Origin of the sequence: Mesorhizobium sp. M0894 (assembly GCF_040319725.1) — a bacterium.
In the GTDB taxonomy this organism is placed as follows: domain Bacteria; phylum Pseudomonadota; class Alphaproteobacteria; order Rhizobiales; family Rhizobiaceae; genus Mesorhizobium.
This window is the reverse complement of the sequence record NZ_JAMYOG010000028.1, coordinates 1-23,789: the sequence shown is the minus strand read 5'-3', so window position 1 is coordinate 23,789 and position 23,789 is coordinate 1. Positions and strand designations below refer to the sequence as shown.

Below are 23,789 nucleotides of genomic sequence, written 5' to 3'. Positions count from 1 at the left end.
TCTTCCTCAGAAAAGCGAACCTTGGCCGCCCGGCGCCTTGAGCTTGGCCGCGGGCTTGGCAACCGTCTTCGGCCGCGCCGTGCCACTGATGGCGACTGCATCCGCGGTGCCGTCGGCGAACTCCAGCGAAAGCGCCATTCCCGACACCACGTCCGTCGCATGCTTGACCACCGCGCCGTCCACATCCTTGACCAGTGCGAAGCCCCGCGCCAGCACGGCCTTGTGCGAGAGCGTCGCCAGCAACCGATCGGCCTGCGTCAGTTTTCCACGCAGACGGTCCAGTCGTCTCGAAATCGCGTGGTCCTGCCGCCGCGTCAGGGCCAGCAGGGCATCGCCTTGCAGTTTCTGCCGCCTCGCGATCGGCGCCGGTGACAGTCTGGCCGCCGTGCGCGAAAACCGCGCCCGACGCTCGCGCACGATGGCAAGGAACGCCGCTTGCGCACGGGCGAGGTCGCGGCGGGTCAGCGTGCGGGCTTCGTTCATGCGCCGCGACAAGGTGGCCGGCGTCAGCCGCTGCCCCAGAAGCCTGGCCCGCTTGCGCTCGACGCTGACCGACAGCGCCCGGCCAAGCCGGCTCGTCGCCTCGTCGAAGCGCCGCCGCGGCAGCGCCAGCAACTGGTCGGGCGAGGGCAGCGCACGGGCGGCCGCGCGCGCCGCTTGCCGCTTGCGTTCGAAATTGCGCGACACCGCGGTGTTCAACCGTGCGCTGAGACCGGCAAGCGTCGCTTCGAGGTCGACCTTGACCGGCACGGCGATTTCGGCGGCGCCCGTCGGCGTCGGCGCCCGCACATCCGCCGCCAGATCGACCAGCGTCCAGTCGGTCTCGTGCCCGACCGCGGAAATCAACGGAATGGCCGAAGCGGCGACGGCCCGGGCGAGCGCTTCGTCGTTGAAGCCCCACAGATCCTCCAGGCTGCCGCCGCCGCGTGCCACGATCAACAGGTCGGGCCGCGGGATGGCGCCGTCCCATGGCAGTGCGTTGAAGCCGTTGACAGCAGCGGTCACCTCCGCTCCCGCCATTTCGCCCTGCACCCGCACCGGCCAGACGAGCACATGCAGCGGAAAGCGGTCCTTGATGCGGTGGATGATGTCGCGGATGACGGCGCCTGTCGGCGAGGTGACGACGCCGATGACGCGCGGCATGAAGGGCAGCAGGCGCTTGCGGCCGGCGTCGAACAGGCCTTCGGCCTGCAGCCGGCGCTTGCGCTCTTCCAGCAGCGCCATCAGCGCGCCGGCACCGGCCGGCTCAAGATTGTCGATGACGATCTGGTAGTTGGACTTTCCGGGATAGGTGGTCAGCCTGCCGGTGGCGATCACCTCCATGCCTTCCTCTGGACGGAATTTCAGCCGGCTCATCGTGGTCTTCCACACCACGGCGTCGAGCCGCGCGCGATCGTCCTTCAGGCAGAAATAGGCATGGCCGGAGGAATGCGGCCCGCGATAGCCGGAAATCTCGCCGCGCACCCGTACATTGCCGAAGACGTCCTCGACCGTGCGCTTCAGCGCGCCGGAAATCTCGCTCACCGTATACTCGGTGGCGTTGGTGCGTGATTCGGATGCTGTGTCGCTCATCGGCCGATTGGGGGACGGTTGTTGGCCGCCGTCAAGGCGCCTGTATCCGGCCGCGTGTCATAACGCGATCCCATCATCTCGCTACGGCCAAAAAATTCGGCAGCCAGATAATCGCTGAACGCTCGAACTGCCGGCAACAGGCTGCGCCCCGAAGGCGACAGCAAAGTGATCCCAGCTTCTCCCGCCGTCCATTGCGGCAGGATGCGTTGCAATATGCCATTGCCTGTTTCGGCCTGGCAGAAATAGGCCGGCAGCGCCACGATCCCCAGGCCCGCAATGGCAGCCTGTTTCAGTGTTCCCAGATCGTCGCTGCGCAAGCGCGCCGTGAGCGGCATCAGGACAGTCTCGCCGCCGATATTGCGCAGTTTCCAGACCGCCCCGCCGGTCAGCCCGTTCAGTGCGAGGCCGCCATGGTCGGCAAGGTCCTGTGGGCTTGTCGGTGTGCCTGCGCCGGCAAGATAGATGGGTGCGGCGAAAAGATGCCAGGGCGTCGGCGCGAACCGACGCTGGATCAGGCTGGAATCGGGCAGCGGCTCGACATGGCCGCGAAGCGCAAGGTCAAACCCCTCGTCGACAAGATCCACATACCTGTTGGTCGCGTGCTGGATGATGTTTACCTTGGGAAACGTTAAAAGGAACCGGGGTAGCAATTCCGCCAGGAACGACTGCGCCATGCCGATCGAGCAGGTGAAGCGGACCGTACCGCTGGGCTCGGCCAGTCGTCGCGCCGCGGCGCCTTCGGCCGATTCCGCCTCGACCAGCATTCCCACAGCAAACTGATAGACCTCCTGGCCGATATCAGTGACGGCGAAGCTGCGGGAGGTTCGCTGGATAAGACAGACGCCCAGCTGTTTCTCGAGCTCGATGATGCGCCGGCTGATGTTGGACTTTGATCGTCCAAGCGCGTGGCTTGCGGCAGTGAAGCTCTGTTTCTCGACCACCTTCGCAAAATAATAAAGATCGTTCAGATCCAGCACAGTCGCACATCGTTGCCAATAGAGGACGATGCTTCCAGTTATATGCCATTTTGGCTGTTTCGTCCAGATATTACCTTGCCAATTGCCGCGCTGATCAGCGGGTGCTGGGCTCCATTTGGAAAAAGGAATAGGCATGACCGACCAGTTGAATATGAGCCACCACTCGAGCGTGGCTGACGTATCGGCCCGACCACGGTTTGGTCTGGTTTTGACATTGCTGGCTTTTGCCCAGCTTATTATTTCGATCGACTACAATATCGTTTTTGTCGCTTTGCCCGAGATCGGCCTGGGCCTCGGCTTCTCGGCGCAGACCCTGCAATGGGTCGTGAGTGCGTATGCGGTTGCGTTTGGCGGTTTCCTCTTGCTTGGAGGCAGGGCATCCGACCTGCTTGGGCGGCGGCGAATGTTCGTTTTCGGGCTTGTCCTCTACGCAGTGTCTTCGCTGGTCGGCGGTTTCGCCACGACGCCTCAGATCCTGATTGCCGCGCGCGCCGTGCAGGGCTTGGGCGGCGCCTTTCTTTTCCCGGCCACCCTGTCGCTGGTCAACACCACCTTCAGCGAAGGTCGCGAACGCAATATCGCTTTGTCCGTATGGGCCGGCTCTGGTGCCGGGGGCATGGTTCTGGGCTCGTTGCTTGGCGGCGTGCTGACCCAGGCATTCGGCTGGGAGGCGGTGTTCTTCGTCAACGTGCCTGTGGCCGGCATCGCGATCGTGGCGGCCTTTCCGGTGATTCTAGGAGACAGCGGGTACCAGTCAGGCGGCAAGTTCGATCTGCCGGGCGCATTGACGGCGACGGTCGGTACCACCCTGCTCGTTTTCACGCTCGTCCAGGGTCCAGAGTACGGCTGGGCCTCACAGGGTATTCTGGTCAGCGCTGCCGTTGGGATCCTGTTGCTGGCGCTCTTCGTGGCCATAGAGGCGCATAGCCGCGACCCGTTGCTGCCGCTGCGGCTGCTGGCCAACCGCAACCTCAGCACCGGCGTCGTCACCACATTCCTGTTCACCGCCACGTTCGGTTCTTTGCTCTATTTCCTGTCTTTCTACTTCCAGACAGTGCAGGGCTTCGGCGTTCTGCAGACTGGTTTCGCCTTCATGGTCCCGATGTTGGCCGTCTTGTCGGGCAATGCGCTGAGCGGTCGGATGGCGACCCGTCTGGGTACACGAAACACACTCGTCGTCAGCCTTGCGATCGGCGCGATTGGTACGGCGGGCCTGGGCATGGCCATGTCGGCGGACAGCACTTATGCCGACCTGGTCCCCGGACTGATTGTCTTCAGCCTCGGCGGCGGCATCACCTTTCCAACAATGTTCGCAGCCGCAGCCAAGGGCGTTGCCGCGCATGAGCAAGGCATCGCCTCAGGCATTGCATCCACGGGTCAGCAGGTCGGTAGCGCGGTGGGGCTGGCTGTCCTGGTAGCCGTTGCAAACGCCGGCACCGGCGGTTTGACAGGAGAAGCGCTGCGCGTCGCTACCGCTGAGGGTGTGCGGATGGCCGTCTATCTCGCCGCTGCCGGTACCGCGGCGATGATCCTCGTCGCACTGAATTTCCGTCGTCATTGAGCCCTAACTTGCATCGGCTCCGCGGTGGCAGGCCCCATGGCGCTATGAGACACGAAGCCCTACCAGCCCGGCAGGATCTGGTTCGGCTTGGTCCGCTTCATCTTCGCGAAGGCGAGGGCGGCGAAATCGAACGTGCCGGTCTCCTCGCCGAGCGGCACGGAAATATTGTCGAGGCTTTCCGAAATATGGCGGGCGAGCGCGTCGACGATCTCCGGCCGCGAGGTCTGGCCGCGCATGATGCCGATGCGGCAATCGGGCAGGGCGCCGAAACCGTCGGCCTCGCCCAGCACCCGCATGCCGGGCCGCAGCGCGCATTCCGGCAGCACCGAGATCGCCAGGCCGGAAAGCACCGCCGCGGCGATAACGGTGGCCGAGAAGCTGGTGAACAGGATGCGGTAATCGCGGTTCTGCTGGTCGAGCACGTCGGCGGCGGCCCGCCGCCAGATGCAGTTCGGCCGGCCGAAGGCCATCGGCAGGATCGGCTGCTCATGCGTCGCATGATTGGCCGAGGTAACCCACAGCAGCGGTTCGCGCCGCACCACTTCCGATTGGCCGCGCGCGTCATTGTGCGTCACCAGCGCCAGGTCGAGATTGCCGCGCTTGATGTGTTCGACCAGTCCCGGCGTCGGTTCGCAGATAACGGTCAGTTCGACATGCGGGTTGGAACGGGCAAACCGCGCCATGATCTCGGGCAGGAAGCGATCGGCATAGTCGTCCGGCGTGCCGATGCGGATGGTGCCTTCGAGCCGGCGGTCGTCGAAGGCGGCCAGTGTTTCCTTGTTGAGATAGAGCAGCCGCCTTGCGTAAGAGAGCAGCCGGTCGCCTTCCTCGGTCAGCCTGTTGGTGCGGCCGTCTTTTTCGAACAGCGGCTTGCCGATCCGCTCTTCCAGCCGCCGCATCTGCATCGACACCGCAGACTGGGTGCGATGCACGGCTTCCGCCGCGCGGGTAAAGCTGCCGGTGTCGACAATCGAGATGAAGGTCTGCAACTGATCGAGATCGAGCGGCGCTTTCATCGGTCTAATCCATCATTGATGTTGATGCTAAAGATTAGAAACATTCGTTGGATTAATCAATCGCGCCGTGGCAAATTCCGACTGTCCACATGAAAGCATGTGAATCGAAGCCGGAACGGCCGCTGTCGCCAGCGCCCGATCGACTGGTTTCGCTCGTTCGAATGTGAAGGAGACCGACATGGCTACGTTTGATTTCGCTACCGAGACCTCGCGCATCACCTCGCGTCCGGCCGTTGCGACGCGCGTGGCCAATGCCGCTGCCAATGTTTACCGCGCCTGGAAAAACCGCCGCGCCTTTTATCGCCTCGGCGAGATGTCGGATGCCGAACTCGCCGACATCGGCCTGACCCGAGCCGACCTGCACGTCGCTGTCGGTGTGCCCTTTGGCCGCGATCCGACCGAGAGGCTTCGCGTTATCGCGGTCGAGCGCGCCGAAACGATCGAGGATATTGCCCGCAAGGTGGCCTGATCGCACAAAGTCGCGATTTTGGTTGCATTGAACCTTTTGAGGCACGACGCCACCAAGTTACGCAGGCTCCCCACTCCCTGCCGGATCCCCCCGGCCAGCCTGCGCGCTGCCCGGTCCTCCCAGGACCGGGCTTTCTTTTTTGGGCGGCACTGATGATTGGATGCCGGTGTCTAGTCTACCGCCGGCCCATACCCTGCTTGAACTGGTCGAAGATCGACTCCATGCCTTTCTGGTAGTCGTCGCGCTGCTGGGCACCCGTCTCGAACATCTTGCCGAACAGGTCGTCGAACGGATTTCTCGGCCTGCCGCTCGGATTGGCCTGCGGCTGCGGCGCCTGGGGCTGCTGGGGCGCCTGACGCGCCTGCGGCTGCGGTTGTTGCGCACCACCGCCGAACATGTCCTGCAGTACTTTGCCGAGCGGATTGTCACCATAAGGGTTCTGTGTCTGCTGGGGCTGGTTCTGCGGCTGCTGCGGCTGTTGCGCGCCGCCGCCGAACATGTCCTGCAGCACCTTGCCGAGTGGATTGTCGCCATAAGGGTTCTGTGTCTGCTGCGGCTGGGTTTGCGGCTGCTGCCCGCCGCCGAACATGTCCTGCAACAGCTTGCCGAGCGGGTTGTCGCCGTAAGGGCTCTGCGTCTGTTGCGGCTGCTGTGCGCCGCCGAACATATCCTGCAGGACCTTGCCGAGCGGATTGTCCGCCGGGCCTGCAGGCTGAGGGGCCGGCGCCTGGCTGCCGCCGCCCGCCTGCCGCATCATCTGCTCGATGAGCTCGCCGAGCGGATTGCCGCCGCCGGGCCCACCCCCTGCCGCATGCATCTGCCCGCCTAACTGGTTGGTGGTCTGCTTGAACAGCCCGCCCATCATCATCGAGGCAATTGCCGGCAGCATCTGCTGCAACACCTGCTGGCTGACACCGCTCGCCTGCGCGGCCTGGCTGGCGACGGCGCGTGACAGATCCTTCGAGCCGAACAAATGCCCCAGAATTCCGTTGCCTTCATCGAGGCCCTGCGGCGAGAAGGCCCGGCTTGCATCCTCGAAATATTTGGCGTGCTGGCCGCTGGCCATCGCCGTCATGAAGGAGCCGAGTCCATAAGGGTCCGCTGTGTTGCGCTTCAGCCCCTGCGAAAAGGCCGGCAGCAGCGCCGCGACCGCCGCCTGCGTCTGCTGCTGCGAAAGCCCGAACTGCTGGGCCAGCGCCTGCATGCCATTGCCGTTCTGGGCCTGTGCCAGAATATCGAACAAGGAAGGCATTGTTTTCTCCTCCGGCAAATCCTCGTTTGGAGAAGCCTAGTTCGTTTCCATCACTGATTGAAGCGAATTTGCCGGACCGTGGCTCATGCGGATAGCGAAGCGTTAATACGCGTATTCCATGAACACCGGCTCGATCGAGCCGCCCCAGCGTGTGTGGTAGGCCGACAGCATCTCTTCGGCGCTGGTCGTGCCGCGCGCGACGACTTCGTCGAGCGTGTTGAGGAACGAGGTCTCGTCATAGCCGTCGCGGTTCTTGCGGCCGCGGTTCTTCAGTCCCATGCGCGAGATGACGAGCACGTCGCGGGCGATCTCGCGCAACGTCGTGTTGCGGAAGGGCGCTGAAATGCCCTGTTCCGGCACTGCGTTGCGCATTGCCAGCACTTCGTCATAACTCCAGCTCGAAGTCAGCGCCTCGGCCGCGTCGAGCGCAGCCGCATCGTAGAGCAGCCCGACCCAGAAGGCCGGCAGCGCGCAGATGCGCCGCCACGGCCCGCCATCGGCGCCGCGCATTTCGAGAAAGCGCTTCAGCCGCACGTCCGGGAACAGCGTCGACAGATGGTTCGCCCAGTCGCCCATCGTCGGCAGCCCGTCCGGCAGTTCGTTATGGGCAGCACCTGCCATGAACTGGCGGAAGGTGATGTGCGTCATGTCATGGTACTGGCCGTCGCGGATGACGAAATACATCGGCACGTCGAGCGCCCATTCGACATAATCGGCAAAGCCGAAATCGGGCGAGAAGCAGAATTCGAGCAGGCCGGAGCGCTGGTTGTCGGTGTCGCGCCAGATCTCGCCGCGCCAGCTCTGCAGGCCGTTCGGCCGACTTTCGGTGAAGGGCGAGTTGGCAAACAGCGCCGTCGACAGTGGCTGCAATTTCAGCGACACCTGCATCTTGCGGCGCATGTCGGCTTCGCTCTCGAAGTCGAGGTTCACCTGGATGGTGCAGGTCCGGTACATCATGTCGAGGCCCTTGGTACCGACCTTGGGCATGTAGCGGGTCATGATCTCGTAGCGCGATTTCGGCATTTTCGGCGTCTCGGCCAGCGACCATTTCGGGCTGCCGCCAAGGCCGAGAAAACGAATGCCCATCGGTTCGGCGATCTCGCGTACCTGCGCCAGATGCGCATTGCCTTCGCGGCAGGTCTGGTGGATCGTCTCCAGCGGCGCGCCGGACAGCTCGAACTGGCCGCCGGGTTCCAGCGAGATCGCGCCTTGGCCGGTCGGCTCGACCAGGCCGATGATGCGGCCGGCATCCATGATCGGGTCCCAGCCGAGTTTGTCCTGCATGCCTTCGAGGATGGCGCGGATGCCGCGCTCGCCGCCATAGGGCACCGGCGCATTGCCGTCGATATAGAACGGGAATTTCTCGTGCTCGGTGCCGATCCGCCATTTGTCGCGCGGCTTGTTGCCTTCGGCCAGGTGCTCGACGAGTTCGTCGACGCTTTCTATCGGCCGGAAATCGGTAGTATCGCGCGCCATAATAGCCCTCCGCACATGACCCCGAAAATCGGCTTCGATTTTCGGAAAGGATCATGTGCCCAATCAATATGCTACAGCGTCCTTTGCGCGCCCGAAAGGACGCGCTGCGCTGCAGAGCGGCCGGACGACCGCCGGCGCTAGATGGACGAAATGTCAGTAGCCGATCAAGCGAAAAATCCTGAGCCAGAGGGTAACGGGAATTGATCACCAATCGCCGATTGTCGCCTGGATCAGCGCCAGTGCCGCCACCGCCGCCGTATCCGCTCGCAGGATGCGCGGCCCGAGCGGAATGGCGGTAACGAACGGCAGCGCTCTCAGCATCCTGCGTTCCTCGTCGGAAAAGCCGCCCTCCGGCCCGACTAGCAGCGCGAGCTTGTTCTCCCGCACCGCCTGCAATGCCGGCAGGGGATTGTTGGTGGCGGCATCCTCGTCGCAGAAGATCAACCGCCGCTGACGATCCCAGTTGTCGAGCAGGCGCTCGAATTTTTCCGCTTCGCGCACATCCGGTACCGCCAATATGCCGCATTGTTCGGCCGCCTCGACGACATTGGCGCGCAGGCGCTCGATGCCGGGTTTTGCCACTTGCGTATGCTGGGTGATGACCGGCTGCAGGCTGCCGGCGCCCATCTCCACCGCCTTTTGCACGAGGTAGTCGAGCCGTCCTTGCTTCAACGGCGCGAAGCAATAGACGAGATCGGGCAGTGGCGGCTGCGGCCGCTGCAGCGCCATCACCTTCAGGCGCAACGCCTTCTTCGATTTCGCGGCGATCGCCGCCGACCATTCGCCGTCGCGGCCGTTGAACACCAGAACCTCGGCGCCTTCGCCGAGCCGCAGCACATGCGAGAGATAATGGCTCTGCTGCGGGCCGACCTCGAACTCGGTATCCGGTCCAAGCTCGTCCGGCACGAACAGCCGCTGCATCTTGTAATTGGCGCGCATCGCCGAGGAATGCGGCAACGTCACCCTCGGCGTCAAGCCTCGGCGGAAGGATGCCAGACAGGCTCGTAGCCTTGCTGCAGCACCGAAACAGTTGTCGCCGGCGTGAGCATGTGGATTGGACCGTCGGCAAAACCGCCGAACCCCACCGGTTCGCGATAGCCGCCGAAACTCCAGGACAGCGCGGCGCCGTCAAACAGGGCGTACGCCCTGTTTCCTGACGAGATCATCGTGCCGTCCGGCAAGTCCGCAAGCGCCTCCGGTTCCAGTCTCGGCGCCGGTCCGCCCGATGCCAGGCGCTCCTTGTGCAGGCGCTTGTCGAGTTGCGGCGCGCGCGGCTCGGCAATGCCGAAGGCGTCGCCGAAGCGCTGGACAAAATCCCTGGCTCGCTCGCGCCGGCAGAAAAAGCACGGCCGGTGCCCGGCCGCCAGCGCCGTCACCTCGTCGAGGAAAAACAGTTCGGTCCAGCCGGCCTTGCCGCCCAATTGGTCGTCGCTTTGCCGGTTGCGCCCCATCGGCTCGCGCCGCACATTGCGGAATTCGCAGACGCAGATGATCCAGGCTTGCAGCGCCCAGCGCTTCTTCAACAGCGTTCTCGTCTCGGCGTCGTGAATGATGCCGCGATTGCCCATGAACAGGCCGCGCTCCGGCACGGCATGGATGGCGCCGAACGGATCGACCCGGTTTTGCAGTGGCATAGGCGTTCCTTGTTGGCTGCGATGCTGGCGCCATGATATCGCTCGCTGCATCTATTTCATGTCAGCAGGTTTCGATGCGGGTCTTGGTCGTCCAGAACTTCGACAATGAGGGCCTTGGCCAGATCGGCGCGGCGCTTGTCGAGGCCGGCGCCGATATCGACCTGCGCCGGCCCTATCGCGGCGACGCGCTGCCGCAAGATAGCGGCGGGCATGACGCCATGGTGGTGCTCGGCGGCGCCCAGAATGCACTGGACGACGAGCTCTGTCCTTATTTTCCGGGCCTGCTCGACCTGACGCGCGATTTTGCCGAGAGGGATCGCGCGGTGCTCGGCATCTGCCTTGGCGGCCAGTTGGTCGCGCGCGCCTTTGGCGGCGAGAACCAGATCGGCGGTGCCTCGGAGTTCGGCTGGCACGAGGTCGCGCTCACCGCGGCCGCGAACGCCGATCCGGTGCTCGCCGCCTTGCCCGAAAAATTCCCGATCTTCGAATGGCACGACGACACCTTTGTCTTGCCTGAGAGGGCCGTGCGGCTGGCCGGCAACGCCGTCGCCGAGAACCAGGCGTTCCGCATCGGCCGCGCCGTCTATGGCTTCCAGTTCCATTTCGAGGCCGACCGGCCGATGGTTCGCGACTGGAGCACCTCCTTCGCACCGCTGATTGCCGAGCGGCATCCTGAATGGGCAGGTCGGCTCGACGATGAAATGGCCCGCAACGGACCGCAAGCCGATGCCGCCGGCCTGGCCATCGCCCGCGCCTGGGTGGCGACGATCTGACGACTCATACAGCCAACGTTGCCTATTTGGCGACGTTGCATATTTGGCACGCGGCGCCAAATCCGCCGGGGATAACGCGTTTCATCCTTGGCCTGTGTCAATCCGCTAGCCTAAAAGGCGCCGCTCTGCATCTTCCGTGCAACCGCGATGAACCTATCCTGTGACCCGCGCGACACACCGCCGATACAGAACATGCCTAGAAGCGCGAAACCGTCAGACATTTGCGACGAATTTTGCGTTTCAACGCATTGGTAACCCGCTCGTGCATAGATGCAGGAAGCTCAACAAGAGATGACGTCCGTGAAAGCAGCCTTTTTGTCCTTTGCCATGTTGTCGGCCATTGTCTTGTGCGGCCTCGGCATTTATTCCGCCGACGCGGCCAACAACCACAATGCCGTCGACGGCTACGGCGTCACCGCCGCGCTTCGCTAGACCCTCTGCTCATAACCCCACGCCTTCCCTAAGCCCGCTCACCCGTGACTGTCAGGATATGCTTGTCCGCGCCGTCCACGACGAGCGCGGTGAGGTTTCCCGACTGCCAGGCGAGGGTGTCGACATTGACGCGGTTGCCTGTGATCTCGGGCTTGGGCACCGGCGTATGGCCGTGCACCACGATCTTGGGATGAAGACCGGTGTGATCGTGGAAGACCTCGCGGATCCAGATCAGGTCCTGCCGGCTCTGGCTTTCCAGCGCAATGCCAGGCCGGATGCCGGCATGGCAGAAGAAGAAATCGCCGAACGTGACTGAAAAGGGCAGCGAGCGCAGGAACTCGACATGGTTCTGCGGCACTGCCTCGACCAATGCGGCGTGGCCTTGCCGCAATGCCGCATCGGCGCGGCCAAACCAGGCGCTGCTCCCACCGAGTGACACACCATACGACAGCGCCGTCTGGATGCCGCCATAGCGCATGAACAGCCCGTCCTGATCGGGGACATCGAGAAAATCGAGAAAGCCGAGATCATGATTCCCGGCCAGCATCAGGTGACGCGGATCGCGTTTTTGCGCGTCGATCAGGAAATCGATGACGCCTGTGGAGTCCGGGCCGCGGTCGACATAGTCGCCGAGATGGATCACGCGCCAATCGGCCGACGGCCTTTGACCGAGCTCCGCCTCGATCCGCCGGTGCATGGCGGCCAGCAGGTCGAGCCGGCCGTGCACATCGCCGATCGCATAAAGGCGCATGCCTTGCGGTCCGCGCGCCTCGTAAAAATTGATGCCGGGCTCGGTCAATGCCTGCGTCGCCTCCGTGATCATGCTGTCACGGGACTTTAGCGCCGAAGCTGATCCTTGCCCATGTCGGTGACCAGACGCTTTCCGCACAGTGCCAGCGTTATGTCCATCTCCTTGCGGATGATTTCCAGCGCCTTGGTAACCCCTTCCTTGCCGAGTGCGCCGAGGCCGTACAGGAAAGGCCGGCCGATATAGGTGCCCTTGGCGCCGAGGCACAGTGCTTTGAGCACGTCCTGGCCGGAACGGATGCCGCCGTCCATATGCACCTCGATCGTGTCGCCGACGGCATCGGCGATCTCTTCGAGCGCCATGATCGATGACGAGGCGCCGTCGAGCTGGCGGCCGCCATGGTTGGAAACGATGATCGCATCGGCACCCGACCTGGCCGCCATCATCGCATCTTCCTTGTCGAGAATGCCTTTCAGGATCAGCTTGCCGCCCCAGCGCTCCTTGATCCAGGCGACGTCCTTCCACGACAGATGCGGATCGAACTGCTCCTTCGTCCACGACGAAAGCGAGGCGAGGTCGCCGACGCCCTTGGCATGGCCGACGATGTTGCGGAAGCTCCGGCGCTTGGTCCCGGCCATGCCGACGCACCAGCGCGGCCTTGTCGCCATCTGCCAGAGGTGCTTCGGCGTCATCCGCGGCGGCGCCGAAAGCCCGTTGCGGATATCCTTGTGGCGCTGGCCCAGGATCTGCAGGTCGAGCGTCAGCACCAGCGCCGAACATTTCGCCGCCTTTGCCCGGTCGATCAAATCGAAGACGAAATCCTTGTCGCGCAGCACATAGAGCTGGAACCAGAACGGCTTCCTGGTCACCGACGCGACATCCTCGATCGAGCAGATGCTCATCGTCGACAGCGTGAACGGCACGCCGAATTCTTCCGCCGCCTGCGCCGCCAGCATCTCGCCGTCCGGATGCTGCATGCCGGTCATGCCGGTCGGCGCCAGCGCCACCGGCATCGCCACCTTCTCGCCGATCATGGTCGATTCCAGCGAGCGGTTGTCCATGTCGACCAGCACGCGCTGGCGGAACTTGATCTTTTGGAAATCCTCTTCGTTGGCTCGGTAGGTGCTTTCGGTCCAGGCGCCGGAATCGGCGTAGTCGAAGAACATCTTCGGCACACGGCGGCGCGCCAGGTCCTTGAGGTCGGCGATGGTGAGGATGCTGCTCATGGATCTTTTTCCGCTGGTTCTTCGCTGGTTCGTCGTTGAATTTTCTGGCCGCGGCCTACGGCTGTTTTCTTGCCGGCTCGCCATCACCGGGCTCGGAGCGCTGCCTGAGCCTCAGCCGCGACACGCGCTGCCAGTCGCCGCTGCGCTCGGCCTCGGCCATCGACCGTTCGACATAGGAGATGTGGTCCATCGCCGCCTGCCGCGCCGCGGCCGGATCGCCGGCCTTGACCGCGGTGTAGATTGCCCGGTGCTGCGAAAGCAGCGCCTCGCGCGCACCCGGCACGCTGAACACCAGCCGCCGGTTCTGGAACACGCCTTCCGACAGCAGCCGGTAACAGGCGCGCAGCGTGTGCAGCAGGATGATGTTGTGCGCGCATTCGCAGATCGCGTGATGGAACTCAACGTCGATTTCCGCCTCGTCGTCGAAATTGCCGGTCCGGTGCGCCTCGTCCATCCGTGCCATGATGCGGTCGAGCAGCGCCAGATCGTCCGATGTGGCGCGCCGCGCCGCATATTCCGCCGCCACCGCCTCGATCTCGCGGCGGTACTCCAGATAGTCGGTCACCGCCTTGCGATGCATCGAGATCAGGTCGGCCACCGGCTTCGTGAACAGCTGGCCGATGACGTCGGCGACATGGGTGCCGCCGCCTGGCCGTGTCGTCAATAGCCCGCGCCCTTCCAAGGCTTTCAAGGCATCGCGCAGGATCGGCCGCGACACCTCGAACTGGCGCGCCAGCTCGCGCTCGCCCGGCAGCCGGTCGCTGGTGCGCAGCACGCCTTCGAGGATCAGGCTCTCGATCTGCTGCACCACCTCGTCGGCAGTGCGCGAATGCTCGATCCGGGAGAAAATGTCGCTCAAACGGGGTGCCTGGGGGTTGAACCGATGTCGCGCAAGATAAAGCCAGCGTCGCCAACTGGTCAAATTATTTATCCAATTCGCCCGGCCGGGTCGGTTTCACAGCCGCGGCTTCATATCACCTTCTGCTAAACTGGCTGTTTGCGTCCCCTGGCGATTGCCTCTAGAGCAATTCCAGGAAAAGTGTGAAACGGTTTTCCGTCCGGAATTGCGCAGAATCAAAGGGATAGAGCGGTTCGGCGTTTCCGTGAAACGATAAAACCGCTCTAGAGGGACATCATTGCCAAAGGGCTCAGAGAAGCCCGGGGGACCAGCCGTGCCAGACGCCGACCCGTCCAATCTCGAATTCCAGCTGCGCGCCAAAGCCATGGGCGGCAGCGTCATGGGCTTTCCGGCGCATGAAGGTCGGCCCGGCGCGCTCGGCGAGGTCCACGCCCGACCGCATCCGCTGGTCGAAAAGCCGCGCGTGCTGGTGCAGCTTTCCTTCATGACCGAAGGCGGCTCGAGCGTCGATCTGGCAGTGCTTTCGGAACTGTCGCAGCGCCTTGGTATTGCCGCGCCCGACCGCCATGCCCGCCATCACGCGATGAAGTGGGGCAAGGGCTCGCTGCGCTGGGAACGGCACACGGAGTTCTCGACCTATCTCTGGGAAGGGCCGCTCGCCGAAAACGGCAGGGGGCAAGAAGATACCCCCTTCGGCAACGGGTTTTCGCCGCCGGGCACGGTGATTTCCGGCATCAGGCTCGAAATCCGCAAATGGACACCGGCGAACGAGCGGCTGATCGCCGGCTTCGACCCGACCAGCCTGTGCTATTCGCTGGTCGAGCGCGGCAACGCGGCCATCGTCACCGATTTCCGCCAGGATGGCGACGGCTTGACCCGCATGCTGGTGCTCGATCGCGGGCTGACACCGGCGCGCACCGGGGCGCTGTCGCAGCGGCTGATCGATATCGAGACCTACCGCACGCTGGCCATGCTTGGGCTGCCGCTGGCGCTGATGCTTTCGGGGCGTGCCCGCCGCATCGAGGACAGGCTGGCCCAGACCACGCTGGAAATGAAGGTCGCCGAAACCCGCGACAGCCAGACCTTGCTGGCCGACCTGACCGAACTTGCCGCCGAACTGGAGGCGGATGCCGCCTCCAGCCTCTACCGGTTCGGCGCCAGCCGTGCCTATGACGGCATCGTCGGCGAGCGGCTGGAGGCGCTCGAGGAAGAAGCCGTGCCCGGCTACGACACCTGGGGCGGGTTCCTGCAGCGGCGCGTCGCGCCGGCCATGCGCACCTGCCGTTCGGTCGAGGAGCGCCAGGCCAATCTGTCGCGCAAGCTGACCCGTGCCACCACGCTGCTGCGCACCTGGGTCGACGTCGAGGTCGAGAAGCAGAACCGCGACCTGCTGGCGTCGATGAACAATCGCGCCCGCCTGCAATTGCGCCTGCAGCAGACGGTGGAGGGACTCTCGGTCGCCGCCGTCTCCTACTATGTCGTCGGCCTCATCGGCTACGTCGCCAAGGGCGCCTCGATCTTCGGCCATGCCTTTGCGCCGGAAATGGTCACCGCCGCCTCGGTGCCGCTCGCCGTCCTGCTCGTCTGGTGGGGCGTGCGCCGTGTCCGCCGCATGCACTCCGAACCGGGCAAGCAGCCGGGCGAGTAGTGTGGGGCGCAGCGGCAGATTGCCGCTGCGGAAGGCTGTCCCGGCCATAGGCCCGCGATCCCGGCCACAGCGGCATTTGCAACAGATAGCCGTCGCTGGTAAAAGATTTTTACCAGTCGGTCGAAGGAGGCTGTCGATGTCCGGTCTTGCGATGCCGAAACCAGACGACGCCACGCTGCGCCGGCGCGATGAGATCGTCGCCGATATGCGCATCATCGTGCCGGGCGAGGGCGTCGTCGACGCAGCCAATGCGATGCGCGCCTTCGAGAGCGATGGGCTCACCGCCTACCGGCAATTGCCGCTGGTCGTGGTGCTGCCGCAAACCGTGGCGCAGGTCTCGCGCGTGCTGAAATATTGCAGTGACCGCAATATCCGCGTCGTGCCGCGCGGCTCCGGCACCTCGCTCTCCGGCGGCGCGCTGCCGCTGGAAGACGCGGTGCTGCTGGTGATGAGCCGCTTCAACCGCATCCTCGAGATCGATTTCCAGAACCGCATCGTCGTCGCTCAGCCCGGCGTCACCAATCTCGGCATCACCACCGCCGTCGAGCAGGAGGGCTTCTATTACGCCCCCGATCCATCCTCCCAGATCGCCTGCTCGATCGGCGGCAATGTCGCGGAAAATTCCGGCGGCGTGCACTGCCTAAAATACGGTCTCACCGCCAATAATGTGCTTGGTATCGAGATGGTGCTGATGAATGGCGAGGTGGTGCGCCTCGGCGGCAGCCATCTCGACGCGGAAGGCTACGACCTGCTCGGCGTGATGACCGGCTCCGAAGGATTGCTCGGTGTCGTCACCGAGGTCACCGTCCGCATTTTGAAGAAGCCCGAGACGGCGCGTGCCCTGCTGATCGGCTTCCCGACCAGCGAGCAAGCCGGCCAATGTGTCGCCGACATCATCGGCGCCGGCATCATCCCGGGCGGCATGGAGATGATGGACCGCCCGGCCATCCACGCCGCCGAGGATTTCGTCCAGGCCGGCTATCCCCTGGATGTCGAGGCGCTGCTGATCGTCGAGCTGGACGGGCCGGGTGTCGAGGTCGACCATCTGATCGGCCTGGTCGAAGCCATTGCCTATAGGAACGGCTCGACCACATGCCGCATTTCGCAATCGGAGCAGGAGCGGCTGAGTTTCTGGGCCGGCCGCAAGGCAGCCTTCCCGGCGGTCGGCCGCATCTCGCCCGACTATTACTGCATGGACGGCACCATCCCGCGCAAGGAATTGCCGCGCGTCCTCGCCGGCATGCGCGAACTGTCGGAGAAATACGGGCTCGGCGTCGCAAATGTCTTCCACGCCGGCGACGGCAATCTGCATCCGCTGATCCTCTACGACGCCAACGTGCCGGGCGAGCTCGACAAGGCGGAGAGTTTCGGCGCCGACATATTGCGGCTCTGCGTCAAGGTCGGCGGCGTGCTGACCGGTGAGCACGGGGTCGGCGTCGAGAAGCGCGACCTGATGCCGGAAATGTTCAACCAGATCGATCTCGACCAGCAGATGCGCGTCAAATGCGCCTTCGACCCCAATCACCTGCTCAACCCGGGCAAGGTATTTCCGCAGCTGAGGCGATGCGCGGAGCTCGGGCGGATGCACGTGCATCGCGGGCAGCTGGCATTTCCGGACATTCCGAGGTTTTGAGGGGTATGTTGGCGCTTGGACACCCCCCTCTGTCCTGCCGGACATCTCCCCCGCAAGGGGGGAGATTGGCTGCTTCAACGTCCTGCTCGCCTTCAAGCGTTGATGGTTGGCGAAAGCCTAAGCGACATCCGATCTCCCCCCTTGCGGGGGAGATGTCCGGCAGGACAGAGGGGGGTGGGAAGGATCGCGGCTTCTCGTCATTTACGACTGGTGGTTCTGCCGCATGACCACCTTCACCCCGACCACATCAGCGGAAACCCTCTCCACCATCGCCTGGGCCGCAGCGGAAGACTCGCCGCTCGAGATCCTCGGCCATGGTTCCAAGCGCGGCATCGGCCGGCCGCAGCAGAGCGAGCATACGCTCGACCTGTCGAACCTGTCCGGCGTCACGCTCTATGAGCCGGCCGAACTGGTGCTGTCGGCGAAAGCCGGCACGCCGCTGGCCGCGATCGAAAGCCTGCTTGCCGAAAACGGCCAGCAACTGGCCTTCGAGCCGATGGACTACGGCCCGCTGCTCGGCGGTGAACCAGGACGAGGCACGATCGGCGGCGTGCTGGCCGCGAACCTTTCCGGCCCGCGGCGGCTGAAGGCCGGGGCTGCGCGCGATCACATCCTTGGCATCGCGGCCGTTTCCGGCCGTGGCGAGGCCTTCAAGTCGGGCGGCCGTGTGGTCAAGAATGTCACCGGCTATGATCTGTCCAAGCTGATGGCCAACAGCTGGGGCACGCTGGCGGTGTTCACCGACGTCACCTTCAAGGTGCTTCCCGCTGCCGAGACCGAAGTCACGCTCGCCATCCGTGGCCTGCTCGACGATCATGCCACCGCCGCCATGGCGCTGGCACTGGGTTCCAGCGCGGAGGTGTCGAGTGCGGCCCATCTTCCTGAACGGGTCGCCGCGCGGGTCGCCGGCGGCAGTCTCGGCAGCGATGCGGCGACGCTGCTGCGCATCGAGGGTTTCGGCCCGTCGGTCGCCTACCGCATCGCGGCGCTGAAAGACCTGCTGAAAAACGCCGGTCCGCTGCAGGAGATTTCCGGTTCGGTCTCGTATTCTGTCTGGCGTGACATCCGCGATTGCGCGCCGTTCGCCGATGGCAGCGAAAGGCCGGTGTGGCGCGTCTCGATGGCGCCGTCGCAGGGCCACCTTATGGTGCTGGCGCTGCGCATGCAGGCCGCGGTCGATGCCTTCTACGATTGGCAGGGCGGGCTGATCTGGCTGCGCATGCAGCAGGACGATCCAGAGGCCGGCCTGTTGCGCGGGCTGATCAGAAAGCATGGCGGCGGCCATGCCACGCTGGCTCGCGCAACCCCTGCGCATCGCGCGGCGATACCCGTGTTCGAACCGCAAGCGCCGCCTCTTGCAGCACTGTCGGCGCGGCTGAAGGCCGAATTCGACCCGAAGAATATCCTCAATCCCGGGCGTATGGCGCCGGGCGCAGGCTCTGCTACTCTCGCCCCAGCAACCGAGGGAGGAGCGCAATGAGCGATGCAGGCCAAAACGGTACGTCACGCCAGACCGACCGCTGGCTGGAGCCCGGTCCGACCAACGCGCTGGTCATCTATATCCTCTATCTCGCCGGCCTCGTTATCGGCGTCAGCGGCATTGTCGGCATCGTCCTGGCCTATATCAACCGCGGCAAGGCCGGCGGCTTCGTCGAAAGCCATTACGCATTCCTGATCCGCACCTTCTGGATCGGCCTGCTCTATGCACTGATCTCGGCGCTGCTGATGGTCGTGGTCGTCGGCGTCGTGCTGATGGTCGCTGTCGCCGTCTGGTTCATTGCCCGCTGCATTCTCGGCCTGCAGGCGCTGCAGCGCGGCGCGGCGGTCAAGAACCCGGAAAGCTGGTTCCTCGGACTATGAGCATGATCCCAAAAAGCGGATACCGGTTTTGGGAAAAGATCATGCTCAAACGGTAAGGATTCGTTTACGTGCAGACCTCCTTCTCGCTTGCCCAGCTTGCCGATCCGCATGTCGCGGAATCGGAAAAGATCCTGCGCAAATGCGTGCATTGCGGCTTCTGCACTGCCACCTGCCCGACCTATGTGACGCTCGGCAACGAACTGGATTCGCCGCGCGGCCGGATCTACCTGATCAAGGACATGCTGGAAAACGGCCGTCCGGCAGACAAGGAGATCGTCACCCATATCGACCGCTGCCTGTCCTGCCTTGCCTGCATGACCACCTGCCCGTCTGGCGTCAACTACATGCATCTGGTCGACCACGCTCGCGCCCATATCGAGGAGACCTACAAGCGTCCGCTGGCCGATCGCCTGACACGCGCCATGCTGGCCTTCGTGCTGCCTTATCCCTCGCGCTTTCGCGCGGCGCTCAAGCTGGCGAAGCTCGGCCAGCCATTCGCCGGCCTGTTCGAGAAAATCCAGGCCTTGAGGCCGCTGGGCGCCATGCTCGGGCTCGCACCGGCGTCGGTCCCGGCAGTCTCGCCGATGGCCTCGCCGGGCGTCCATGCAGGGCAGGGCGGCAAGAAAAATGGCCGCGTCGCCATCCTCACCGGCTGCGCGCAATCCGTGCTCGATCCCGGCATCAACGATACGGCGATTTCGCTGCTGACCCGGCTTGGCGTCGAGGTCGTCGTGCCCGAGGGCGAGGGCTGCTGCGGCGCGCTGGTGCATCACATGGGACGCGAGGACGCTGCCTTGGCGTCGGCCCGACGGAACGTCGACGCCTGGACGCGCGCCATCGAGCAGGGTGGGCTCGATGGCATCGTCATCACCGCATCCGGCTGCGGCACCACCATCAAGGATTATGGCTTCATGCTGCGCCTCGATCCTGCCTACGCCGACAAGGCGGCGCGCGTGTCGGCGCTGGCCAAGGACATCACCGAATATCTCGGGAGTCTCGACCTGCCGGAACCGGTGCGTAGACCGGGCACTATCGTCGCCTATCACTCGGCCTGCTCGATGCAGCATGGCCAGAAGATCACCCGCCAGCCGAAGGAGCTTCTGGTCCGGGCCGGGTTCGTCGTGCGCGAGCCGCGCGAAGGGCATCTCTGCTGCGGTTCTGCCGGCACCTACAACATCCTGCAGCCCGGGATTTCGGCGACGCTGCGCGACCGCAAGGTCAGGAATATCGAGGCGACCGGCGCTGAAATCGTCGCCACCGGCAACATCGGCTGCATCACCCAGATCGCCTCCGCCGCGACGCTGCCGGTGGTGCATACGATAAAGCTGCTCGACTGGGCCTATGGTGGGCCGAAGCCCGAAGGCGTTCGCGAAGACAGGGTGGTTGTCGCGGCCGAGTGATCCGCCAGTCGCCTACTCCGCCGCCAGTCTGTCCGCCGTGCCGTAGGTTGCCTGGTAGCGGGCGCGCTGGCGGCTGAGCGCCACCATCGTGTTGCGCAGCAGGATCGCCACGGTGATCGGGCCGACGCCACCAGGCACCGGCGTGATCCACGACGCGACGTGCCTGACGCTCTCGGCATCGACGTCGCCGACGATGCGGCTCTCGCCATCCGGCCCGATTTCCGAATTGATGCCGATATCAATCACGGCGGCGCCCGGCTTGACCATGTCGGCCTTGATCAGCCGCGGCTTGCCGACGGCCACGAACAGCGCGTCGGCGCGGCGTGCATGTGCCGCCACCGAGCGCGTCATGTGATGGCAGACGGTTACCGTCGCGCCTTCGCTCATCAAAAGGAAGGCGATTGGCTTGCCGACGATCTCGGAGTGGCCGACGACCACCACTTCGAGCCCCTTGAGGTCGAGGCCGGTTTCCCTGAGCAGTTCGACCGAGGCAGCGGCAGTGCAGGGCGCCAGGTCGAGCTGGTTGTAGACGATGTTGCCGATCGACGCCGGATGCATGCCCTCGACGTCCTTGAGCGGATGCACCGCCGCCTGCAGCGTCTTGATCGGGATGTGCACCGGCACCGGCCGCTGGATGATGATGCCGGTGACGCGCGGGTCGGCGTTCAGGCCGTGGATCGCCGCTTCGAGTTCGCCGGCGGTGATGTCGGCGCCAAAGCGCCTTTCCTCGAAGCCGATGCCGGCCAGCCCGGCCTTGGCGCGCTGGTTGCGGACATAGACGTCGACCGCCGCTGTGTCGCCGACGGTGATCGACACCAGCTTGGGCGGAAAGCCTTCGGCGGTGGCGATCGCCGCGTCCTCGCGCACGCCGGCGATGATGCGTTGGGCAACCGGGCCGCCCTTGAGATAGCGGCTGTCATCGGAGAGGGACATCGAGATAGGGCCTTTGTCTGGAACTTTGGCCACCACATAGCAAAGGGACGGCGAAAAGGCAGCGCGAAAAGCGAACCGCTATGCCTGTCGCGCGACGTGCCGGCGAAATCTTCGTCAATTCTCGCTGGCGGAAACAAAAAGGGCAGCACGGCTTGCCGCGCTGCCCTTTCGTGACTGGCCGCATCCCCACACGGCCCGTCCCCCGTTGTTTATTCATCTGGCCTCAGAAAGCCAAAGCTAATGTCTTTCTAGACCAGATGATTCGTCGCGGCAATTATATCACCACCACCATTGTTCCGATATTCACGCGCTCGTAAAGATCGACCACATCCTCGTTGCGCATGCGGATGCAGCCCGACGACACCGCGCCGCCGATGGTCCAGGGCTGGTTGGTGCCGTGGATGCGGTATTCGGTCGAGCCGAGATAGAGCGCGCGTGCGCCGAGCGGGTTTTCCATGCCGCCGGCGAGATAGGTTGGCAGATAACGGCCCTTTGCGGCTTCGCGGGCGATCATCACCGCCGGCGGCCGCCAGTCCGGCCAGACCCGCTTGTTGGTGATCTTGTGGGTGCCGGACCATTCGAAGCCCGGCTTGCCGGTGCCGACGCCATAGCGCCGCGCCTTGCCGTTCTTCTCGACCAGATAGAGGAAATTCTCTCTCGTATCGATGACGATCGTGCCCGGCTTCTGCGGGCCGTCATAGGCGACTTCCTGCGGCAAATAGGCGGGATCGATCTGCGGCCGCATCACCATGCGCTTGGCCGGCGCCTGCACCGCTGCGGTGCGCAATTGATCCGGTTCGGCCTGGCGCCGGTAGCGCCGTAGCGGCTGCGCTTCTTGCCGGCTCTGCCGCACGATGCCCGGCGCATGGCCGAGCTGTAGCACCCAGGGCGCTGAAAGGTCGGGGCTGACCACCACCGGCGGCCTCTCGGCATAGCGGTCGTTGGCATTGGCGGCACCAGCGGCAAGCACGGCCGCGGCGCCGAACAGTGGGAACAAGAATATCTTCATCGGATCGCACCTTGATCGTCGAACATGCCGGGGCGCAAAGCCTCCCCGATTTCCGCGACATTGGGCGCGAAGCGGCAACCGAAACATGAATCGGAATGCGTAAAATGCCGATCTGTCAGTAAAGCTTTTGGTGTGGTTACCGCCCGGTTCAGGAATCTGGTAAAGCCGCGGTAAAGGCGGCGCCAAATCGCGCTAACGCCAAGACACGAACGGAATTCCGCCATGGATGAAAAGACAGGTCTGCTTGCTGGTCCCGACGGCATCGCGCGCTGCTTCTGGCACGGCAATCTGCCGGATTACCTGCACTACCACGACCACGAATGGGGCCGGCCGGTCGCCGACGATCGCCGGCTGTTCGAAAAGATCTGCCTCGAAGGCTTTCAGTCGGGCCTGTCCTGGCTGACCATCTTGCGCAAGCGCGACAATTTCCGCGAGGCCTTCGCCGGCTTCGATGTCGACAAGATCGCTGCCTTCACCGACCAGGATGTCGAGCGCCTGCTCGGCAATGCCGGCATCATCCGCCATCGCGGCAAGATCGTCTCGACCATCAACAACGCCAAACGCGCCCGCGAGATCATCGACGAGGCCGGCTCGCTGGCCGCCTGGTTCTGGAAATTCGAACCCGGCCCGCACGAGCGCCCCGAGATCGTCGACCTCGCCCATCTGCGCGCCAATCCGACGACGGCCGTCTCAGTCCGCATTTCGAAGGAGCTGAAGAAGCGCGGCTGGAGCTTTGTCGGCCCGACCACCGTCTACGCTTTCATGCAGGCGATGGGGCTGGTCAACGACCATCTCGAGGGCTGCGTCTGCCGGGAACCGGTCGAGGCGGAGCGGAAAGCGTTCAAACGGCCGAAATAGCGGCTCAGGCGCCGCCGGCGCCGGCCAGGAAAAACCCGGCCAGGATGGCCGCCAGCGCGGCGAACACCGGATAGATCACCAGCAGGCCGGTCATCAGCACGTCGCGCATGGTCGGCCCGCTGCGCTGTTGCGCCGCGATCTCGAACGGTCCGGCGATTTGCTTCGTCGTTTTTGGCGCATAACCATCGGCCGGCCGCAGCCGGACCGGGGCGTCGCGTGCGCCGCTATCGATAATGTCGAACTTCTGTAGCGTGGCCATGGCCCCGAACCCCTTGTTTCGGCGCGCTTATCGGCCCGGATTGTGTCGGCACGATGCCGCGCGCATGGCGCAATTGTTTCAGCTTCTTTTTCTTGCCTTCTCCCCTTGTGGACCTGTTGCGCAGTCATGAGCAAAAGCTTGCGGCGGCGGGGTTGCGGCGGTTGTTCGCTTGTTTGCGGGGGATTTGACGTCTT

At 64.3% G+C, this 23,789-nt stretch carries 23 protein-coding genes; 10 read left to right on the top strand and 13 right to left on the bottom strand.

The features are described from left to right. Positions 1 to 6 precede the first annotated feature (6 nt). On the bottom strand, positions 7 to 1,572 hold the full coding sequence (gene xseA / locus NKH91_RS30160) for an exodeoxyribonuclease VII large subunit (RefSeq protein ID WP_352482369.1): 1,566 nt from the start codon (positions 1,570 to 1,572) through the stop codon (positions 7 to 9). Then, a complete protein-coding gene (locus tag NKH91_RS30155) occupies positions 1,569 to 2,549 on the bottom strand; it encodes a LysR substrate-binding domain-containing protein (RefSeq protein ID WP_352482368.1) in 981 nt (326 codons plus the stop codon). Before NKH91_RS30155 ends, xseA begins: the two co-directional genes overlap by 4 nt. Positions 2,550 to 2,682: 133 nt before the next feature. Between NKH91_RS30155 and NKH91_RS30150 the strand changes: the two genes are divergently transcribed. Beyond that, a complete protein-coding gene (locus NKH91_RS30150) occupies positions 2,683 to 4,110 on the top strand; it encodes an MFS transporter (RefSeq protein ID WP_352885465.1) in 1,428 nt (475 codons plus the stop codon). Positions 4,111 to 4,169: 59 nt separating this feature from the next. Here NKH91_RS30150 and NKH91_RS30145 read toward each other — a convergent pair whose 3' ends face one another. After that, positions 4,170 to 5,126: a LysR substrate-binding domain-containing protein gene (locus NKH91_RS30145; RefSeq protein ID WP_023716458.1), complete on the bottom strand. Its 957-nt coding sequence runs from the start codon at positions 5,124 to 5,126 to the stop codon at positions 4,170 to 4,172. Between the two features lie 178 nt (positions 5,127 to 5,304). Here NKH91_RS30145 and NKH91_RS30140 point away from each other — a divergent pair, with 178 nt between their 5' ends. Continuing rightward, complete coding sequence (locus tag NKH91_RS30140) at positions 5,305 to 5,595, top strand: DUF1127 domain-containing protein (RefSeq protein WP_023716459.1); 291 nt, start codon at positions 5,305 to 5,307, stop codon at positions 5,593 to 5,595. Between the two features lie 175 nt (positions 5,596 to 5,770). On the opposite strand, the gene NKH91_RS30135 is transcribed toward NKH91_RS30140, so the two are convergent. The 4 genes from NKH91_RS30135 to NKH91_RS30120 all read right to left on the bottom strand — a co-directional run bounded on the left by NKH91_RS30135 (position 5,771) and on the right by NKH91_RS30120 (position 9,957). Next, complete coding sequence (locus NKH91_RS30135) at positions 5,771 to 6,847, bottom strand: DUF937 domain-containing protein (RefSeq protein ID WP_352493846.1); 1,077 nt, start codon at positions 6,845 to 6,847, stop codon at positions 5,771 to 5,773. A gap of 102 nt (positions 6,848 to 6,949) precedes the next feature. Continuing rightward, positions 6,950 to 8,323: a glutamate--cysteine ligase gene (locus NKH91_RS30130; protein ID WP_352641499.1), complete on the bottom strand. Its 1,374-nt coding sequence runs from the start codon at positions 8,321 to 8,323 to the stop codon at positions 6,950 to 6,952. Positions 8,324 to 8,527: 204 nt separating this feature from the next. Then, entirely contained in the window at positions 8,528 to 9,262 is a 735-nt protein-coding gene (locus tag NKH91_RS30125; protein ID WP_352641552.1) for a 16S rRNA (uracil(1498)-N(3))-methyltransferase, read from the bottom strand. 32 nt (positions 9,263 to 9,294) lie between these two features. Beyond that, the gene (locus NKH91_RS30120) at positions 9,295 to 9,957 is read right to left on the bottom strand and encodes a hypothetical protein (protein WP_352641501.1); all 663 of its coding nucleotides are present in this window, start codon (positions 9,955 to 9,957) and stop codon (positions 9,295 to 9,297) included. Between the two features lie 74 nt (positions 9,958 to 10,031). On the opposite strand from NKH91_RS30120, the gene NKH91_RS30115 reads away from it, so the two are divergent. Together NKH91_RS30115 and NKH91_RS30110 are read left to right on the top strand one after the other, a co-directional pair. After that, entirely contained in the window at positions 10,032 to 10,730 is a 699-nt protein-coding gene (locus NKH91_RS30115) for a type 1 glutamine amidotransferase (protein ID WP_023716464.1), read from the top strand. A gap of 291 nt (positions 10,731 to 11,021) precedes the next feature. After that, on the top strand, positions 11,022 to 11,162 hold the full coding sequence (locus NKH91_RS30110; RefSeq protein ID WP_023716466.1) for a hypothetical protein: 141 nt from the start codon (positions 11,022 to 11,024) through the stop codon (positions 11,160 to 11,162). A 28-nt stretch (positions 11,163 to 11,190) separates the two neighbouring features. Here the strand turns inward: NKH91_RS30110 and NKH91_RS30105 are convergent, their stop codons facing one another. The 3 genes from NKH91_RS30105 to NKH91_RS30095 are packed head-to-tail and all read right to left on the bottom strand — an operon-like array spanning position 11,191 to position 13,995. Then, positions 11,191 to 11,961, bottom strand: a complete 771-nt coding sequence (locus NKH91_RS30105) for a metallophosphoesterase family protein (RefSeq protein ID WP_352885470.1) — start codon at positions 11,959 to 11,961, stop codon at positions 11,191 to 11,193. A 38-nt stretch (positions 11,962 to 11,999) separates the two neighbouring features. Then, complete coding sequence (locus NKH91_RS30100; protein WP_023716468.1) at positions 12,000 to 13,136, bottom strand: alpha-hydroxy acid oxidase; 1,137 nt, start codon at positions 13,134 to 13,136, stop codon at positions 12,000 to 12,002. A gap of 55 nt (positions 13,137 to 13,191) precedes the next feature. Continuing rightward, complete coding sequence (locus NKH91_RS30095; protein ID WP_023716469.1) at positions 13,192 to 13,995, bottom strand: FadR/GntR family transcriptional regulator; 804 nt, start codon at positions 13,993 to 13,995, stop codon at positions 13,192 to 13,194. Positions 13,996 to 14,359: 364 nt separating this feature from the next. On the opposite strand from NKH91_RS30095, the gene NKH91_RS30090 reads away from it, so the two are divergent. From NKH91_RS30090 to glcF, 5 genes are all read left to right on the top strand, one after another. After that, positions 14,360 to 15,643, top strand: a complete 1,284-nt coding sequence (locus tag NKH91_RS30090) for a DUF3422 family protein (protein ID WP_023716470.1) — start codon at positions 14,360 to 14,362, stop codon at positions 15,641 to 15,643. A 136-nt stretch (positions 15,644 to 15,779) separates the two neighbouring features. Continuing rightward, entirely contained in the window at positions 15,780 to 17,276 is a 1,497-nt protein-coding gene (locus NKH91_RS30085; RefSeq protein WP_352493848.1) for an FAD-linked oxidase C-terminal domain-containing protein, read from the top strand. A gap of 223 nt (positions 17,277 to 17,499) precedes the next feature. Beyond that, positions 17,500 to 18,756, top strand: coding sequence for an FAD-binding protein (locus NKH91_RS30080; protein WP_023716472.1), 1,257 nt, complete (start codon positions 17,500 to 17,502; stop codon positions 18,754 to 18,756). After that, positions 18,753 to 19,136, top strand: a complete 384-nt coding sequence (locus tag NKH91_RS30075) for a DUF4870 family protein (RefSeq protein ID WP_352885466.1) — start codon at positions 18,753 to 18,755, stop codon at positions 19,134 to 19,136. Before NKH91_RS30080 ends, NKH91_RS30075 begins: the two co-directional genes overlap by 4 nt. A gap of 68 nt (positions 19,137 to 19,204) precedes the next feature. Beyond that, positions 19,205 to 20,536 carry a glycolate oxidase subunit GlcF gene (gene glcF, locus NKH91_RS30070; protein WP_352885467.1) on the top strand — a complete coding sequence of 444 codons (1,332 nt, stop codon included), beginning with the start codon at positions 19,205 to 19,207 and terminating at the stop codon, positions 20,534 to 20,536. Between the two features lie 12 nt (positions 20,537 to 20,548). Here glcF and NKH91_RS30065 read toward each other — a convergent pair whose 3' ends face one another. Together NKH91_RS30065 and NKH91_RS30060 are read right to left on the bottom strand one after the other, a co-directional pair. Next, positions 20,549 to 21,469, bottom strand: coding sequence for a bifunctional 5,10-methylenetetrahydrofolate dehydrogenase/5,10-methenyltetrahydrofolate cyclohydrolase (locus NKH91_RS30065; RefSeq protein ID WP_352885468.1), 921 nt, complete (start codon positions 21,467 to 21,469; stop codon positions 20,549 to 20,551). 274 nt (positions 21,470 to 21,743) lie between these two features. Then, entirely contained in the window at positions 21,744 to 22,478 is a 735-nt protein-coding gene (locus NKH91_RS30060) for a L,D-transpeptidase (protein WP_352885469.1), read from the bottom strand. A 222-nt stretch (positions 22,479 to 22,700) separates the two neighbouring features. Between NKH91_RS30060 and NKH91_RS30055 the strand changes: the two genes are divergently transcribed. Continuing rightward, positions 22,701 to 23,336: a DNA-3-methyladenine glycosylase I gene (locus tag NKH91_RS30055; RefSeq protein ID WP_352641514.1), complete on the top strand. Its 636-nt coding sequence runs from the start codon at positions 22,701 to 22,703 to the stop codon at positions 23,334 to 23,336. A 4-nt stretch (positions 23,337 to 23,340) separates the two neighbouring features. Here NKH91_RS30055 and NKH91_RS30050 read toward each other — a convergent pair whose 3' ends face one another. Continuing rightward, complete coding sequence (locus NKH91_RS30050; protein WP_352641517.1) at positions 23,341 to 23,595, bottom strand: hypothetical protein; 255 nt, start codon at positions 23,593 to 23,595, stop codon at positions 23,341 to 23,343. Positions 23,596 to 23,789: the final 194 nt, after the last annotated feature.